This is a genomic window from Vibrio sp. NH-UV-68 (genome assembly GCF_042940635.1).
In the GTDB taxonomy this organism is placed as follows: domain Bacteria; phylum Pseudomonadota; class Gammaproteobacteria; order Enterobacterales; family Vibrionaceae; genus Vibrio; species Vibrio pacinii.
The window spans coordinates 1,545,847-1,561,549 of the sequence record NZ_CP134975.1 but is presented as its reverse complement, the minus strand read 5'-3'; the positions used below and the strand labels follow the sequence as shown (position 1 = coordinate 1,561,549).

Here is a 15,703-nt window from a genome sequence, read left to right as displayed (position 1 = left end):
ACAACCGCGTATTGTTAGCATCAAGACTTTAAGTGACTCTCAGCGGAAACGTCGAAATTTCAACTCATTGAAGAGGGCGTTCAGAATTCTGTGTCAGCTAATTCTGGCTAGATATCTAAGACGTCATCTAAGCGCCCATCAAAGTGAATCGCCAGTTGAGACAATGTCATATTCCAGTTCTGGATTGGCATTGTCCATTTCTTAGAAGCATTCAATATCCCAGCATACAGTAGCTTAAGCAAGCTGTTTTCGTTCGGGAACCCACCCTTAGTTTTGGTCAATTTACGGAATTGACGGTGTACCGCCTCGATGGCATTCGTGGTGTAGATGGCTTTTCGTACGTACTCTGGATACTTGAAGTAAACGGACAGATTTGCCCATTTGTTCCGCCAAGAACGGAGCACGATTGGGTAATGTTGCCCCCATTTGGATTCTAAACGATCCAATTCCATCTCTGCTGCTTCTTTGCTGACGGCTCGGTAAACAGGCTTCAGGTCAGCCATGAACTCCTTTTGGTGTTTGGAAGCTACGTACTTCAGGGAGTTGCGGATTTGGTGAATAACGCACTGCTGAACTTCAGTCTCAGGATAAATGGTCGTTATGGCTTCTGGGAAGCCTGTCAGGCCATCCACGCAAGCTATCAGGATGTCTTCAACACCACGGTTATGTAGATCCGTGAGCACTGACAGCCAGTAGTTTGCCCCTTCAGACTCGGATAGGTACAGACCTAGCAGTTCCTTTTTGCCTTCGACATTGAGTCCTAAGATCGTGTAGACCAGACCGCTTTGCTGACGTAGCGCCCGTCCTCCTTGATTTTGTAGTGGATAACATCAAGCCAGACAAATGGATAGAGGGTATCCAGCGGTCGCTGCTGCCACTCTTTCAGCTCGGGTATCAAACGGTCTGTAACGCCAGTGATGGTGGCCTCAGAAACATCAACGCCATACATATCTTCGACATGACCACGGATATCGCGGTAGCTCATACCGAGTGAGAACATGGATAAGATCTTACGGTCGATCTCGTCAGTCAATTTGGTCTGGTTTTTCTTGACCAACTTCGGCTCAAACGAGCCTGTACGGTCACGCGGAGTATCCAATTCGAAAGCGCCCACTGACGACTTAACCGTTTTCTTGCTGGAGCCATTCTTACGGTTTGGCTGATCATCATCTTCTAGATGCTGTTCCAGTTCCGCCTTTAAGGCAGCTTCGGTTATCTGTTTGATGAGAGGGGTTAAGAAGCCATCTTTGCCTGTCAGATCTTGTCCTGACTGAAGAGCTTTAATGGCTTGTTCTAAATCGAAGTCTTTGGTCATGTGTCATTCCTGTTTTATATATGATACTGAAATGACACAGATTTCTAAACACTACCTCATTGAATCGAAATTACCAGTTAGTCGAACAGTTAGAAGGGCTAGAGCACCCAATGAAACGATTTAGTGTTCACTTGAGTTTCTTGCCTGGGCCATTGGATATTGCCTTGAAATCGCTTGCTTTATACTGGTAGAGTTTGTTTATCAAGGAAGAATGTCGATCATTTCTAATTCCCATGAAATCTAACAGTCACGACTAATTATACTGATAAGTCAGGGCAGTTAGCATTTTCTATGAAAGTCTCTGCTTCTTCAATTGGTAGAGGCTGACAGTAGTAATAACCCTGATACACGATACATCCTAATGATTCGAGGTAATCTCGTTGGTATTTCGTTTCGACGCCTTCAGCAACTGTGCGCAACCCAAGAATATTGGATAGTGAAATAATCGTTTCAATAATCGATCGGGCGTTTGGCGTCGACTCAAGCTCACAAATGAAAGACTTGTCGATCTTTAACTGACTAATAGGAAGCTTTTTTAGGTAGCTCAATGATGAGTATCCTGTACCAAAATCATCCAAAGCGAACTCAACACCTAAGGCTTGGACCTCGTTCATGCATTGTATTGCTTGCTCTATGTCATCAATTAACATAGTTTCCGTCAGCTCTAGCTTTAGCCTACCTGCAGGGATGCTATATTTCTCCATTAGCTCTTGAATAATCTTAGGAAAGTTGTTCGAGCGGAACTGTTGGTAGCTGATGTTGACTGAAATCGACAAATGGGATTTGGTCGACTCACCTTGCCACTTAGCCAATTGCTTGCAAGCCGTTTTGAGCACCCATTCGCCTATAGGCATTATTAATCCTATGCTTTCGGCCAAAGGAATGAAATGATAAGGACTTACTAACCCTTTTATGGGGTGTCTCCAGCGAATAAGTGCTTCAGCACCAATAACGGTTCCATCTTCATTTACTTGCGGTTGATAGTGGAGTTCAAATTGTTCCTTTTTTAATGCCTCTCGTAAGTCTCTTTCTAGCTCAAAATTAGAAGAAATCGTCTTTTGCATCTCTGGTTTAAAAAAGCTGATTCTATTTTTACCCGAGCGCTTTGCATTGTACATCGCAATGTCGGCTTGTTTGAGTAACTCGGAACTTGTTTTAGATGCGTTATTAAACAGTACAACCCCAACACTGACACTGCTACTGTACTCATAGTGATCAAATCTATAAACCTGAGACAGGCCCTCGAGCACATTTGAAGCAGTGAGTGCAATTTTTTCTTGAGCAGCAAGTAAATCCAACTCAAAGGTTGGTAGCAAAATCACAAATTCATCGCCTCCAAATCGAGCGAGAAAATCACGTTTTCGTAAATGATGGATGATACGTTTTGTGGTCTCCTTCAGCAGAGTGTCACCATGGTCATGTCCGTAGGTGTCATTTATTGTTTTAAAGTTGTCTATATCAAGAAACAAAATGCTGTAGTAATGACCGCTTTGAGCAGTACTTGTAATCGCTTGATCGATTTTTTTTACCGCTAAAGAACGATTACCTAGCCCCGTCAAAGAATCAAGGTGGGCGAGTTTCATCAGCTCATTTTCCTTTTTCTTTTCAGCGTTGGCGACTGATTGGGTGAGTTTAAAAATCCAGAGCAAGTAAAGAGCAAAGGGCGCGAGGCTAAGCATCATTCTGTGATAGAAAGTTTCTTGGATCATTTGTTTATCAAGTTTCGAGACAAACCAAAAATCCAGGTAACTGTTGTATAGTGCAACTACTTGACGCGAGCTCCCTGAACTGGGGTCGACGAAGTTGAAGGTTGAAACAGCACCACTGCCGTGGAGTCTTTTCATTAACTCACTGTAGTAATGTTGCTCGATGGGCTGAGTATAAAGAGTGCTTTTATCCGTCGTAAACAAAGGGTAGCGGTCTTTACGGATGATCTCGATGATTTGAGTTTGGTTTGTTTGCTTGTAGTCTTTAAATAGAGAGGATGTGTCAAGTCTAACCCCCGCCGTCATTACCGCCACTGCCTTGCTTGAGTCGTCTAAGTAAATAGCTTTACGAACAGGAATGGCCAGTGCCTGACTGTCCAGGGTGTTGATGGTATACGTTGGACCTGTATGCAGCTTATCACTCTCTCTTGCTTCCATGTAAGACACTCTAGTTTGTGCCAGTTCCATTAAGTTGGGTAAATGCTCAAGATCGAAGTTGGAGCTGACCACCAATGCCTTGCCATCATAATCTGCCAAACCCAGACCAATGAATGCGGGATAGGTCTCCATGGTGTTGTCGAGCAGAGAGTCATGTATTGGGCGGGTAGGAAAACCATTTCGATAAATAAGCTGCTTGCCCAACACCTCTAAAAGGGACTCTTGCGTCTTCAGAAAAGACATGACGGAATTATTGAGCAGTCTTACGTGGGTTTCCTGTTCTTTTTTAGCGGCTAATACCAAAGATGACCAGTTATAATAAGCATAGTATCCAAACAGCAGTAAGCGCCCCATGAACACACGGGCGCTTTTTTATGTGTGGGAGAAGTTCCAGGGAAGAAGTGAGTCGATATCAGGCTCGGGCTTAGCCAACTCTTTCATGCACTTAACCATGTAGTCGTACAAGATAAGGTCATTCGCTTTTGCTGTCTCGATGATGCTGTAAAGCATTGCGCTGGCGTCGGCACCTCTGGGAGTGTCAGAGAAGAGCCAGTTTTTTCGGCCAATAACCATGGATTTTATTGCTCGCTCAGCCCGATTGTTATCGATAGACAGGTGACCATCTTCGACATACCGAACCAGTTTCGGCCACTGACCAACCGCGTATTTGATTGCTTTGCCTAGTTCACCTGTACCGATGACCTTTTGCGATGTCAGCCATTTATGCAGGTCATCAAGCATAGGTTTCGCCAGTTTTTGTCGTTCAGTCATTCGCTCCAGAGCAGACCTTCCTTTCAGGCGAGTTTCAAGCGCATACAGTTTTTGGATTTTTGCCAGAGCGACATCCGCTTTTCCTGTTTTGCCTTTACCTTGTACCTTCTTCGCATCCATGAACTTACGGCGAGCATGAGCAAGACAGCCAAGGTGTTCAACCTTCTCCAGGCCGTCATAGACTCGGTATCCATCCGTTTGCAGGTAGCCATTGTAGTCACCAAGGAAGCCGATGGGACATGCTCTTGAGCGACGATTTTGATAATCGTACAGCACGATGTTTTTAACGCCTTCCAATGTCGCTTCAGGAGAGTCAGCACCAGAGCAGTAAACCCACATATAGCATTGCTTATCTTCTTTAAGCACGGTTAGTGGTGTTTCATCTGCCTGGATGACCACCTGCTCCAGCAAGTGTTTGTGCAGAGCGTTATACAACGGAGTAAAACGTTCGCTGACCTGCATCATCCAGCGAGCCATGGTTGTTCTGGATAGCTCGATACCAGACTGCTCGAACAGGGTTTCCTGACGGTAAAGCGGTAGCGCGTACTGATATTTTCCAAGGATGATGTTAGCCAGAAGGCTTTCTGTCGCGAAGCTTTTAGGGATAATACTGGCAGGTGCAGGCTTTTGGCTGATGCTAACCTTATCGGCTTCCTTTTCACACTGGCGGCAACTGTACTTAGGGCGAACATATTCCAGAACCTTCAGTACTGCTGGCGTGAACTCCAGCTTTTCACAACTATCTTCACCGATTTTATGCAGAGGGTGCTGGCAGCATGAGCAGACTTTTTCATCATCATCCAGGTCCAGAACGATATGCTCACGGGGCAAGTCTTTAGGAAGCGGCTTGCGTTTACCTCGTACTTTTTTGGTCGTGGTTGTCGTTACCACTTCCTGTTCGTCAGAGGCTGCATCGACCTCGCACTCCGCTTCATTAAACAGGTCACCCTGTGCATCATCATAAGGTTTGAGTGATTCAGAGCGTTTGGCGAACTGACGGTCGATAGCTAATTTGAACTGTTCAAGCAGCGATGCCTTTTCAGCCATAAGGGCTTTTACCATCGCTTGAAGCTCGGCAATATCTTGGCTGTCAGGGTTAATATCAGGCATCTTTTTCATGGCATCCATTATACTAAAAATGCCGCTGCAACACCTGATACATCTGACTTTTATAACGATTAACTCATTGTAAAATCGTGTATTTCAACAGGCTTGTGGCCGATAATAGTGAAGCCTGAGAGCAGCCTGTCCAACTCAAATTGGTTGAGGGTAAATACCTGTTTTTTCTCCTGGGAAGGCCATTTGAACTTCGCTTTTTCCAGTCGTTTATACCAGAGCGCGAAGCCCGTTTTATCCCAGTAGAGTATCTTTATTTTGTCGCGCTGTTTGTTGGTAAACAGGAACAATGCTCCTGAACTCAGAGGCAAGTTAGTTTCACACTCAACCAGTGCGGCCAGACCGTTAATGGATTTTCTGAAGTCAACGAACTCACGATACAGGTAGATAGCAGGCGCGTTAGTTAATCCCCTCATGATGATAATGCACCGATAAGTTCGGCCAGATAATCTGTTGGCGTGCCTTGCGGGATGCTCAACTCAACATCGTTAAAGCAAAGCGTCATATTTTCTGTTGCGGAATTCGTTACCTGATAGCGAGTGGTCTGTTCAACTACCTCCGCTCGGACAAAACTGCATTGCTGGTTTTCTCTGGTTAGCTTCAGCGACCGTCGCTTTGAAAAGAAAGTTGAAGGGCTGAGTTGATTCTGTCGGCAGAACTCTCTTTGGTTAAGAGAGCTGTCTTCGTATTGCTGAAATATTTCCAGCCATTCCTGATCGCTGCGTCGTCGGTGAGCCATGATCTTATCTCCTTATTAGTGAAGATAAGATCATAAGTCTGGTGCCTGGCTAATTGAATGTGTGCTTTGTGGGGCGCTTACAAACAGCAGTATGGAAGAAGCTAAAACAACATTAAAAATTACCCAGATATTGCTTTTGTTCCATGTTATCTTTGATTTCATATTTAAGTTTACATTTGTTTGGTTTATCGAAAAATTGAGCTGTTAAAGATGGTTACGAATTTAGTTATTTTTAGCCGTATAACAGATAGTTCGTGTTCATGATATGCTGTCATTTTATTTAAATTGCATATGATGATTTATATTACTTTGAAGGGCTACGAGGCTTGTAACCAGGCCTCCTCATGTAAATATGAGGTGGTCTGGTTATAAGGATGGTCTTTACTTAAATGTATCAGTGATTTTTTTCGCTGATATAGAATAGATAAGTGGCACCTGTTGGTTTTTGTGCAACATTTGATACCCATAACCAGGTATGTATTCCAATCCATCAAAACAGTTGTATGGACTGTAGGGTGACTCAGAGAACACTTCAATTTTTAAGCCAGCAGCTAATAAGGCACTGATAACTTCACTAATTGAATGAGACCACGTAGCCATCGTCGAAGTTGTACCATCGCAGTTCTCGGTATATGTACCTTCTTCATCAATATCAGGTTCACTCTTTGGGAAATAGGAATAACCGCTTAACAAATCGTTGACCGAATGAAACTCTACAAGATGAAACTTACCACCACACTTTAGTGAGTTTGCGACGGTCCTTGCCCATGCAGACAAGTCCGATAGCCAGCAAAGTACGCCATATGAAGTAAATACGATATCGAACTGCTTTTGGTTAACCTGATCAAACTGACAAACATCACTTTCTACAAATGTTGCATCTATTCCTAGCGATTCTTTTAGTAAGTTAGCTTGTTCAATGGCTTTGCTTGATAGATCAACCCCCGTTACATTTGCACCCATGCGCGCTAGAGATAGAGTGTCTTGTCCAAAGTGACACTGAAGATGTAAAATAGATTTACCTTTCACATCTCCCAGCAATTTTAGTTCGGGAGGATTTAGAGAGGACCTGCCTTTTTTAAATGATTCGACATCATAAAACTCTGACTTGATATGAGTGTCTGTTCTGGAATCCCACGCATCTTTGTTTATTTCTAGATAGTTCATATTCATACCTGGTTTGCTTTGTTGATTTACTGATATCATTTATTCGTGTGGTAAAGATTTCGGAAGTGTTCTGATAAGGTCCTTTGCCCATACAACGGAGCGACCATATCCGCTGCGCTAACGGTAAGGAAAAACTCAACAGGGCCTCCAAAACGCTCAGGTATAGATTTTGCGACAAATAACGCAGTTCTTCTTATCCAGTCTGGTAATTTGATTATCTTAGCTCTATCAGCTCGTCCTTGAGCTTCGAATGCAAGCATAGCTATTTGGGATACAGATAGCTTTTCTGGTCCTCCAACACTAAGTTCACGCTCGCTCATATTGATAGCTTCTAAGCAAAAATGGGCCAAATCTGTACCGTGAATAGGGTTTAACTGTGTTCTTCCATCTCCGAATACATATGCTCGTCCAGATTGTGCCATTTTGTAATACTCTTCTAGATCCGAGAAAAATCCATTTGGCCTGATTACACACGGAGTTAATTTTTCTGTTTTGAGTAATTTGTCGGCAAACTTTTCCTTGGCATGAAGCAGTCGGACATGCTTATATTGCGGGGCATTAAAAGCAGAAATGTAAATAAACTTCTTGACACCTGCTCTTATAGCTTCTTCTAATAAATTGTAGTTAGCCTGAAAGTCTACATCCATGTATTTCAGACCATCTTTCTGCCTTGTAATACCAACACAGGAAATAACAACATCTATATCATCACAGCATCCAATTAGGCTACTAGGATTAGTAACTTCTGCAACTCTGATTTGTGAGTCAGTAACTCCACTTCTTTTGAGTTTCTCGGTGTGCCGTGCTAAAGCAAAAAAATCTGTATTAGAGGTTTTTAAAACATCGATGAGATGTCGACCAAGGTAACCACTAGCTCCAGCTACAAGAATCGTCTTAGTATTGTCCACATTACACCTCCTTTCTTAAGAATAGTGCTAGAAACCTATACCAACTATTCAATTTATCAATCACCATATGTGGTGATTGAGCAGCCTGTAACTAATGGTAGCTTGTTGGGCTGTTATTGTTGTCTCTGGGAGCGATAGTATGACTTCATTGAACAAAGCAAGAGCTTCTCTATTTATCAATATCTTTTGTTTTATGTTTGGGTTTTGGTTACTAGTCAGTAAGTTTCATTACTTACATGATAAAAGCCTCTTCCCTAAACAAGTAATAGAAATGCTGCAGTTAGATAGGTATCACTTTATAATTTGGAACTTGTTTGTATACGCTGTATTTGGAGTATCTTTGCTCTACTTAACTGTTGTTATCGCTTTTTATTTGAAAAAACACAAACCACAGTTGGCCACCAGTATTTTGACCATTGGGGGGGGTTGGTCCGGATTTATGTTGCTTAGTGGTGGACTTGCCATTGAACTGATCAATAGCGTTGTGGGCCTTTATACACAAAATCTAGATCTTGCAATTGACGTTTGGGTGGTAGGCAGTCTTTTTGCTTGAGAGCGTTGGAGGAGGGAATGTGCTCATTGGTGCGATTTGGATTGGGTTAATTTCTTACGCCCTGCCTGCTCACAAATGGATGACTACTAGTACTAAAATTACAGGTTATGTAGCTAGCGTGTTGGGTTTAAGTACGTTGTTTGACTCTTCTGAAACCTTTGCTATCTTGTTTGGGGCACTCTTGATATTCTGGTTTCTATTGCTGTTTGCCGCACTTCCTAAAACATTTACCTCATGGGAAGTCAAGAAATGATGATCCCGAGTTAAGTTGATGATTATACGAACGAAACTATACGCACCTAAGCCCAAGCTAAACTTTGTTTTCAGGGAAGGGCTAGGCAACAAGCTTGAGCAGATAAACCATACTAAACTAACTCTTGTATCGGCACCCGCTGGTTTTGGGAAATCACACTTAATCGCAGGCTGGTGCTCTATCTACAAGGGAAAGTTCACTTGGTTGTCATTGGATGTAAACGATACAAATACGGATACCTTTTTCTATTACTTAGTCGCTGCGTTTAGAGAGGTTGATTGCACTCTTGCTCAAGAGGCTTGGGACTTGGTCCAACTCAGTCAGGGGGTTAGCAAAGAAAGTGTAATTAAGAGTTTGCTAAATGAGTTAACCTACTATGAAAATGATGTCACTTTGATACTAGATGATTATCATTTAGCAAGCTCACCTGAAATAGATAAAATCATAGACAACTTTATCTGTCTGACACCTCCCAATGTTCACACAGTTCTTATTACTCGTTCAGATCCTTCAATTTCACTGGCACGACTAAGAGCGAATGGCGATTTAACTGAATTTCGTTCGGCAGATTTGAGATTTACCGATGAAGAAGCGATGGAGCTTTTGAATAAGACTTGTTCTACCCAAATTACTGAGAAGGAAGTAACTATAATAAATAGCAAAACTGAAGGTTGGGCAGTCGGTTTACAGCTTTTTTCTCTAGCGCTTAATAATAACAAGAATCCCAATAAGATTATTTCTGCTCTCTCTGGTGCCCATAGCTACATTATCGATTACTTGACAGAGCAAGTACTTACAGGTGTAGACAAGAGCATCCGAAATTTTCTAAGTGAGACGTATTTCCTAAAAGAGTTCTCAGTAGACCTTTGTAATTTTATACTTGACATTGAAAACAGTGAGGAGTTTGTCACTTACTTGGATTCTAACAATGTTTTTCTAATCCCCTTGGATAATGAGAGAAGGTGGTTTCGCTACCACCATCTTTTTTCAGATGTTTTACGTATCCATGCCTCACTGACCGAGAGCAGGTTACAAGAACTAAAATGGCGAGCTGCGGTATGGTTGGCTGACAAGGGGCGTCTCGCTGATGCAGTACAATATGCTCGTTCCTGCGGTGCGAACAAGCTGTTAGGGTTGATTGAACACCACTGGCCCACAGCACGAGCAACCTCTCATGATTCACTACTGTTGGACTGGTTGGCTTCATGCGATATTGAAAGTATCAAAAGATTTCGTGTTTTGGCAGGTTATTACGGCTTAGCGTTGTTACCTCGTAACCCTGAGCAAGGGCTTTACTTAATTAATGCTACAAGACTGTTTTTTGAACAAAGTGACAAACCATTATCTGAGAACGAAAACACTACTCTTGGAGTAGTTAATATTGGTCAAGCTTATGTTCATGCTGCCCAGAATAATTCAAAAGGAGTTTTGGGCTGTGTGCGTAGTGCTTTGAATGTTTTGCCAATGCAGGAAAATGTTTGGCGTGGTTCGTCAAGAGCTTTAAAGGGTATCGCACTATGGAGGGATGGAGATACTTTGAGGGCAGAGTATAGTCTTAAAGCGGCAGTAGCTGATATGGATCGTTCAGATGATATCAGCGCTAAAATTACGAGTCGCTTTTTGCTGGGTGATTTCTACTATCAATTCGGTTGGCTGAACCGATCAAAAACTGTTGTAAAGTCTGCGCTAGAAATAATCGATCGAAGCAGAAGCTACAATGTCGAGGGAAGTGCTGATTTATATCTCCTGTCTTCAGAGATTGAGTTTGAGCAAGACAATATAGAGGAAGCTCTAAATCTACTTGATACTGCGCGGCAGTTCGGCATGCTAGGTTCGATGCCAGAGACAAAATACCGTTATCCATTAATCGAGGGTAGGATTGCGTTAGCAGAGAATCGTATCAAAGATGCATTAAGGAGTTTAAGCGATGCAGATACTCAATATGCCGCGACACCAAATCCATGTCACAAGCCTCCACTGTTCTGGAAAGCTATTGTTCTGCTTAATCAAGGTAATGATGAGTTGGTAAGGCAGCAAGTACCTTTTTCGAGCTCGTTTCACTCAAATCCTTTCAACTATCTAGTCTATGCTCTTGTACAGCCTAACGAAATGGATAGAGTATTAGACAGCATAGGTAAAGTGAGTACACCTCACACTCCCCCTGCAATACAGTTTGCGTCAAAAATCGTTACGGCAATTAAGGCAGAATCCAACGGCGACAAAAAGTTGGTCGAAGATATCTTAAAGCAAGTGGTCCTGTTAGTTACGGAAAACAATAGCTTAATGTGGTTGACAGAGATAGAAATCGTATCTGATCTCTTCATCAAGTATAAAATTATAAATCAAAAACAAACACCTACCGTAACATCAGGAGAAGTCCTAATCGAGTCTTTAAGTCCTAAAGAAGAGCAAGTGTTGCGTTGGCTTGATACTGAGCTTAGTGGGCCACAGATCGCCTCGAAACTATTCGTTAGCCTGAATACACTAAGAACTCACACAAAGAATATTTACTCAAAACTTGGAGTCAACAATCGCAGGGCTGCGGTAAATAAATCGCGCTCACTCAAATTGATCCCTTGAGTAGGTGATAAATCACATCATTGGGTGATGAGTATGAAGAGCTCTACAAGTAATTTAGTAGTCAAGCAATCAAGCTTAACTACAGTGCTGAAAGGGGCTACTATGAATATGAAACTCACTTTGCTAACTATTACTGGTTTATTATTTATTCCTAGTTCTATCGTAAATGCTGCCGGGGGATACTCGTCTGTAAAAGTATTGCTTGGTAATAAGTCATTAGACAGTGATTGGAACAAAGATGATTCGATGGAAACGATAGGACTTCAGTCCACGTATTATCCTGCCTCGCTACCTCTTGGTATTGCATTGGATTTTTACGGTAGTGGTAATGAAGATAAGATCAACGGTGTTAAAGTTGAAACCACTGTTGGGGAGCTTAACCTAGGCCTAAGATATAGCCCAACCCCTATAGGTGGAGTTGTCTCTCCATACTTAGGTGGTGGTTTAAGTTATGCCTCAGCAGAGTTAGAGCAGATGATAAATGGGGCAAAAACAAAATACGAAGATAAGGGAGTAGGGTACTGGATTGGTGGAGGCATAGAGTACTTATTTACGGAACACTGGTCTATCGGAGCCGATGTACATTACTCAAATGTGGATGTTGAACTAAATGGAGAAAAGCGAGACGCTGGAGGGGTTAGTTGGGCTGCAACCATAGGATATCGGTTTTAGTCACTTGAATAGGGGAAGTATATGTGCAGCTTACACAACGACTTAGAACTATTCAAAATATATGTGGCAGAAGAGCTATCAGAAAATTGGCAAGAGACATTTTCGAACATATCCGTTAAAAGTGTTAATAGTGGTACGTGCATAGAAGTTTATTGCAAGGACATGTCCGAGCTTCATGGCGTCATACATTTGATATTTAATATGGGACTAAACTTACAAGCAATTATCAATCAAGGTTTTTCAATAGACAATTAGGCTCGAGTATGTATATTTTTTAGCATCTAACTAAGATGCCACGTGATAATCGCAACATCCCTATGATGTAGAGTCAGCCATAAGATCAAATTTCTCATCGAAAGTTGGTTTGATCTTATGGCTAAATGACCCACCGTCCGGCAAAAGAAAGTGTAACCCTCCTCCCAAAAAAAGTTCGATTTCTGTGAAATCAGGCTGTTTGTACACTGGTCCAATGAAGTTGGATGGACACCGAATTGAGAGACAATACTTGTCAGAACAATGAGGTGAAACATGACTGAGAAAAGAGCCTACAAACGCTACCCCAAGGACCTTAAAGAAGAAGCAGTCGCATTAGTACGAGAGCAAGGTTATAGCGTAGCTCAGGCAGCAGAAGCTGTTGGTGTTACAACTACGGTTCTCTACAAGTGGAAGTGTAACCCTCCCTGTTTTAGTGACACTCTAAATTAGAGTTTGTCCTACTTTCATGCCTTGCTAAATACTCCCAAGGAGTCAGATTGTAGTGGTACGGTGAATTTGGCCACCTGATTAGAGGTGTTAAGATACACCTCATAGCATGACAGGTGAAACTATGACCAAGCGTACCAGACGCACTTTCAGTGCGGAGTTCAAACTCGAAGCAGCACAACTTGTTCTCGACCAAAACTACACCGTTGTTGAAGCCGCCAAAGCCATGGGGGTGGGTAAATCGACAATGGATAAGTGGGTAAGGCAGCTCAAGCAAGAAAGAAAGGGAGTGGCTCCTCAAGCCTCACCAATGACACCAGAGCAAATTGAGATACGAGAGCTGAAGAAGAAACTTGCTCGCCTTGAAGAGCACAATGAAATATTAAAAAATGTATGGTCTGCTCCGTTTTTGCAAGTAAAAGCTCGCTGTCAGAATACGTTTGCGTCAATGTATCCGGCCTGTTTGTGAACTATCTAGTGTTCTGGCCTTGATGGGATCCGCACGTTGTTGTCCTAATAAAGCGCTCAGTCATAAAAGACTGCTTTTTTAGCCAGGCTTCAACATCGTGGGTTTAACGCTTCTGTCATCAGCTTGTCTCTCGCAAAATCTATGGAAAACATAACTAGCTATACGCTACTTCGTAGCCGAAGCTGGATAAGGTTGATACTCCTGCCCTGAGGTCAATACCTTCCAACAAATTCTCATTATCTTGTTAGCTAAGGCAATTAAAACAACATGGTGATGGTGTGTCGCCTCCAACTTGGCTATCCACTGCCCGAGTGCGGATTTATCTCGCTTCATGTGTATCTTTAATGCTTTAGCCCCTTGTATCACCTGACGGCGTAGATAAACGTTACCTCTTTTGCTTATACCACCAAGGTTGCTTTTTCCACCCGTGGAGTATTGTCTGGGAACCAAGCCTAACCATGCAGACATATCTCGACCTCGTTTAAATTGAGTGCCTGAGCCAACTGCAGCGATTAGCCCAGTGGCGACAATTGGGCCAATACCTGGAACGCTGGATATAAGTTGGCATTTCTCTGACGCATTTGAGGCTTGTTGTAGTTGCTCACTCATCTCATCGATTTGAACATCAAGGTGTTGCCAACGCTCTCGTAAGCGGAATACTAAAGCACGGATAAAATCAGGCAGTCCATTTTCCGCATCTTCGAGTATGCTAGGTAAGTTACGTTCAAAAACTTTGCGACCTACAGGAACTGTAATGCCGTACTCAAGTAGTAAAGCCCGCATTTGATTGACTGTTGCTGTGCGCTCAACAATAAAACGCTGCCTTACTCGATGAGTCGCTTGCAAGGCAAGTTGTTCGTGTGTCTTTAGGGAAACACAGCGCATAGTGCCACGGCTGCCCGCTTCAGCGATGGCGGCAGCATCATTGAAGTCATTCTTGTTTGACTTTAAGTACGGCTTAACAAACTGAGCGGGAATGATTTTTACTGAGAACCCTGCATCATTAAACAATCTTCCCCAGTATTGAGAGCCCGGACAAGCTTCAACCGCTACAATTGTAGGTGGAGTGTTAATCACAAAGGTTTTAAGTTGGCTTCGATTAAGCTTCTTCCGCCAGAGAATATGCCCTTGGTGATCCATTGCTACTATGTGAAACCAGTTTTTTCCTAGATCGATACCGTAAATATGCACATTTGAACTGGACATGGTCGGTCTCCTTGTTTTTGCGATCTCCCTTGCTGAGTATAGATATCAGAGGGAGGAGCAGACCATCCCATTAGGCTACAGCTCTCTTGATGTCGGACTCACTGAACAACTCTCGATAATCGAGAAACTCAGGCAGAGCTTTAGCGTTACCACCTTATGTCATGTGTTCAGTGTCCACCGCAGCAGTTACAAATACTGGCGTTGTCGCCCTAAACATGTTTCTCCAGAGTTGGTGAAACTCAAGAGTCTTATTAAAGAAGTTCATACGGCAAGCAACGGCTCTGCGGGTGCGAGAAGCATTGCCGACATGGTGACGGCTCAAGGTGTAAAACTGACACGTTATCGAGCTTCTAAGATGATGAAATTATTAGGGCTGGTAAGCTGCCAAACACCGAAGCATCGATATCGAAAGGCATAACAAGAACACGTAGAGATCCCAAACCATCTGTCTCGACAGTTTGCCGTTACCGCTCCCAACCAAGTCTGGGTCGGTGATGTGACGTATGTCTGGACGGGACAGCGCTGGATGTATCTTGCTGTTGTCATCGACCTGTTCGCGAGAAAGCCAATTGGTTGGGCGATGTCAGTATCGCCTGATAGTAAGTTGACAGGAAAGGCACTCTCTATGGCGTTTGAATCACGAGTTAAGCCCAAAGGCGTGATGTTCCACAGCGACCAAGGAAGTCATTACACCAGTCGTTCTTACCGGCAACTATTGTGGCGACATCAAATCAAGAAAAGCTTATCTAGGCGAGGTAATTGTTGGGACAACAGTCCGATGGAGCGGTTCTTCAGAAGCCTAAAGACAGAATGGATACCAGTGTCGGGTTATCGGAGTTTTAGCGAAGCGAGAGAACATATAACTCGATACATCACGGGCTACTACAGCCAACTCAGGCCACATCAATATAATGGTGGGCTGACACCCAATGAGTCTGAGCGACTGTATTGGGAAAACTCTAAAACCGTGGCCAATTTTAGTTGACCATTACACTGCTTTGCTCATGTTACGAACGGATAGTTTGATTCGGGTAGGTCAATTTAAAGTTGGCGTTAGTGGGTCAGTTACACATCGGCGCTGACCACGGGATGTTTGCTCTTGAAGTTG

At 43.0% G+C, this 15,703-nt stretch carries 12 protein-coding genes and 3 pseudogenes; 7 read left to right on the top strand and 8 right to left on the bottom strand.

The genetic code is table 11. The features are described from left to right. Positions 1–107 precede the first annotated feature (107 nt). From ViNHUV68_RS07210 to ViNHUV68_RS07180, 7 genes and pseudogenes are all read right to left on the bottom strand, one after another. Positions 108–1,315, bottom strand: a pseudogene (locus ViNHUV68_RS07210) (IS256 family transposase). 257 nt (positions 1,316–1,572) lie between these two features. Beyond that, positions 1,573–3,702 (bottom strand): EAL domain-containing protein, encoded by a 2,130-nt coding sequence (locus ViNHUV68_RS07205; protein ID WP_391090202.1) that lies wholly within the window; start codon positions 3,700–3,702, stop codon positions 1,573–1,575. Positions 3,703–3,831: 129 nt separating this feature from the next. Continuing rightward, positions 3,832–5,349 (bottom strand): IS66 family transposase, encoded by a 1,518-nt coding sequence (tnpC, locus tag ViNHUV68_RS07200; protein WP_391090200.1) that lies wholly within the window; start codon positions 5,347–5,349, stop codon positions 3,832–3,834. A 59-nt stretch (positions 5,350–5,408) separates the two neighbouring features. After that, positions 5,409–5,762 carry an IS66 family insertion sequence element accessory protein TnpB gene (gene tnpB / locus ViNHUV68_RS07195; protein ID WP_010451947.1) on the bottom strand — a complete coding sequence of 118 codons (354 nt, stop codon included), beginning with the start codon at positions 5,760–5,762 and terminating at the stop codon, positions 5,409–5,411. After that, positions 5,759–6,085 carry an IS66 family insertion sequence element accessory protein TnpA gene (gene tnpA, locus ViNHUV68_RS07190; RefSeq protein WP_010451948.1) on the bottom strand — a complete coding sequence of 109 codons (327 nt, stop codon included), beginning with the start codon at positions 6,083–6,085 and terminating at the stop codon, positions 5,759–5,761. Before tnpA ends, tnpB begins: the two co-directional genes overlap by 4 nt. A gap of 381 nt (positions 6,086–6,466) precedes the next feature. Continuing rightward, positions 6,467–7,252, bottom strand: a complete 786-nt coding sequence (locus tag ViNHUV68_RS07185) for a methyltransferase domain-containing protein (protein ID WP_391090197.1) — start codon at positions 7,250–7,252, stop codon at positions 6,467–6,469. Between the two features lie 35 nt (positions 7,253–7,287). After that, positions 7,288–8,160: an NAD(P)H-binding protein gene (locus ViNHUV68_RS07180; RefSeq protein WP_391090195.1), complete on the bottom strand. Its 873-nt coding sequence runs from the start codon at positions 8,158–8,160 to the stop codon at positions 7,288–7,290. A 139-nt stretch (positions 8,161–8,299) separates the two neighbouring features. On the opposite strand from ViNHUV68_RS07180, the gene ViNHUV68_RS07175 reads away from it, so the two are divergent. From ViNHUV68_RS07175 to ViNHUV68_RS07150, 6 genes and pseudogenes are all read left to right on the top strand, one after another. Continuing rightward, a complete protein-coding gene (locus tag ViNHUV68_RS07175) occupies positions 8,300–8,713 on the top strand; it encodes a hypothetical protein (RefSeq protein WP_391090193.1) in 414 nt (137 codons plus the stop codon). Positions 8,714–8,732: 19 nt separating this feature from the next. Next, positions 8,733–8,966 carry a hypothetical protein gene (locus tag ViNHUV68_RS07170; RefSeq protein ID WP_391090192.1) on the top strand — a complete coding sequence of 78 codons (234 nt, stop codon included), beginning with the start codon at positions 8,733–8,735 and terminating at the stop codon, positions 8,964–8,966. 18 nt (positions 8,967–8,984) lie between these two features. Next, on the top strand, positions 8,985–11,546 hold the full coding sequence (locus ViNHUV68_RS07165; RefSeq protein WP_391090190.1) for a LuxR C-terminal-related transcriptional regulator: 2,562 nt from the start codon (positions 8,985–8,987) through the stop codon (positions 11,544–11,546). 33 nt (positions 11,547–11,579) lie between these two features. Continuing rightward, positions 11,580–12,218, top strand: coding sequence for an outer membrane beta-barrel protein (locus ViNHUV68_RS07160; RefSeq protein WP_391090188.1), 639 nt, complete (start codon positions 11,580–11,582; stop codon positions 12,216–12,218). Positions 12,219–12,746: 528 nt separating this feature from the next. Then, complete coding sequence (locus tag ViNHUV68_RS07155; RefSeq protein ID WP_391090186.1) at positions 12,747–12,923, top strand: transposase; 177 nt, start codon at positions 12,747–12,749, stop codon at positions 12,921–12,923. A gap of 121 nt (positions 12,924–13,044) precedes the next feature. Further along, positions 13,045–13,308: pseudogene (locus tag ViNHUV68_RS07150) on the top strand (transposase); the annotation flags it as partial. 246 nt (positions 13,309–13,554) lie between these two features. Here ViNHUV68_RS07150 and ViNHUV68_RS07145 read toward each other — a convergent pair. Next, positions 13,555–14,595, bottom strand: a complete 1,041-nt coding sequence (locus ViNHUV68_RS07145) for an IS110 family transposase (RefSeq protein WP_391090183.1) — start codon at positions 14,593–14,595, stop codon at positions 13,555–13,557. 73 nt (positions 14,596–14,668) lie between these two features. Here ViNHUV68_RS07145 and ViNHUV68_RS07140 point away from each other — a divergent pair. After that, a pseudogene (locus ViNHUV68_RS07140) lies at positions 14,669–15,580 on the top strand (IS3 family transposase); the annotation flags it as partial. Positions 15,581–15,703: the final 123 nt, after the last annotated feature.

Excerpts from the sequence above, each read along its gene's own strand:
- ViNHUV68_RS07205 (WP_391090202.1), bottom strand. The coding sequence starts at position 3,702 with ATGTCTTTTCTGAAGACGCAAGAGTCCCTTTTAGAGGTGTTGGGCAAG.
- tnpC (WP_391090200.1), bottom strand. The coding sequence starts at position 5,349 with ATGAAAAAGATGCCTGATATTAACCCTGACAGCCAAGATATTGCCGAG.
- tnpB (WP_010451947.1), bottom strand. The coding sequence starts at position 5,762 with ATGAGGGGATTAACTAACGCGCCTGCTATCTACCTGTATCGTGAGTTC.
- tnpA (WP_010451948.1), bottom strand. The coding sequence starts at position 6,085 with ATGGCTCACCGACGACGCAGCGATCAGGAATGGCTGGAAATATTTCAG.
- ViNHUV68_RS07185 (WP_391090197.1), bottom strand. The coding sequence starts at position 7,252 with ATGAACTATCTAGAAATAAACAAAGATGCGTGGGATTCCAGAACAGAC.
- ViNHUV68_RS07175 (WP_391090193.1), top strand. The coding sequence starts at position 8,300 with ATGACTTCATTGAACAAAGCAAGAGCTTCTCTATTTATCAATATCTTT.
- ViNHUV68_RS07165 (WP_391090190.1), top strand. The coding sequence starts at position 8,985 with ATGATTATACGAACGAAACTATACGCACCTAAGCCCAAGCTAAACTTT.
- ViNHUV68_RS07160 (WP_391090188.1), top strand. The coding sequence starts at position 11,580 with ATGAAGAGCTCTACAAGTAATTTAGTAGTCAAGCAATCAAGCTTAACT.
- ViNHUV68_RS07155 (WP_391090186.1), top strand. The coding sequence starts at position 12,747 with ATGACTGAGAAAAGAGCCTACAAACGCTACCCCAAGGACCTTAAAGAA.
- ViNHUV68_RS07145 (WP_391090183.1), bottom strand. The coding sequence starts at position 14,595 with ATGTCCAGTTCAAATGTGCATATTTACGGTATCGATCTAGGAAAAAAC.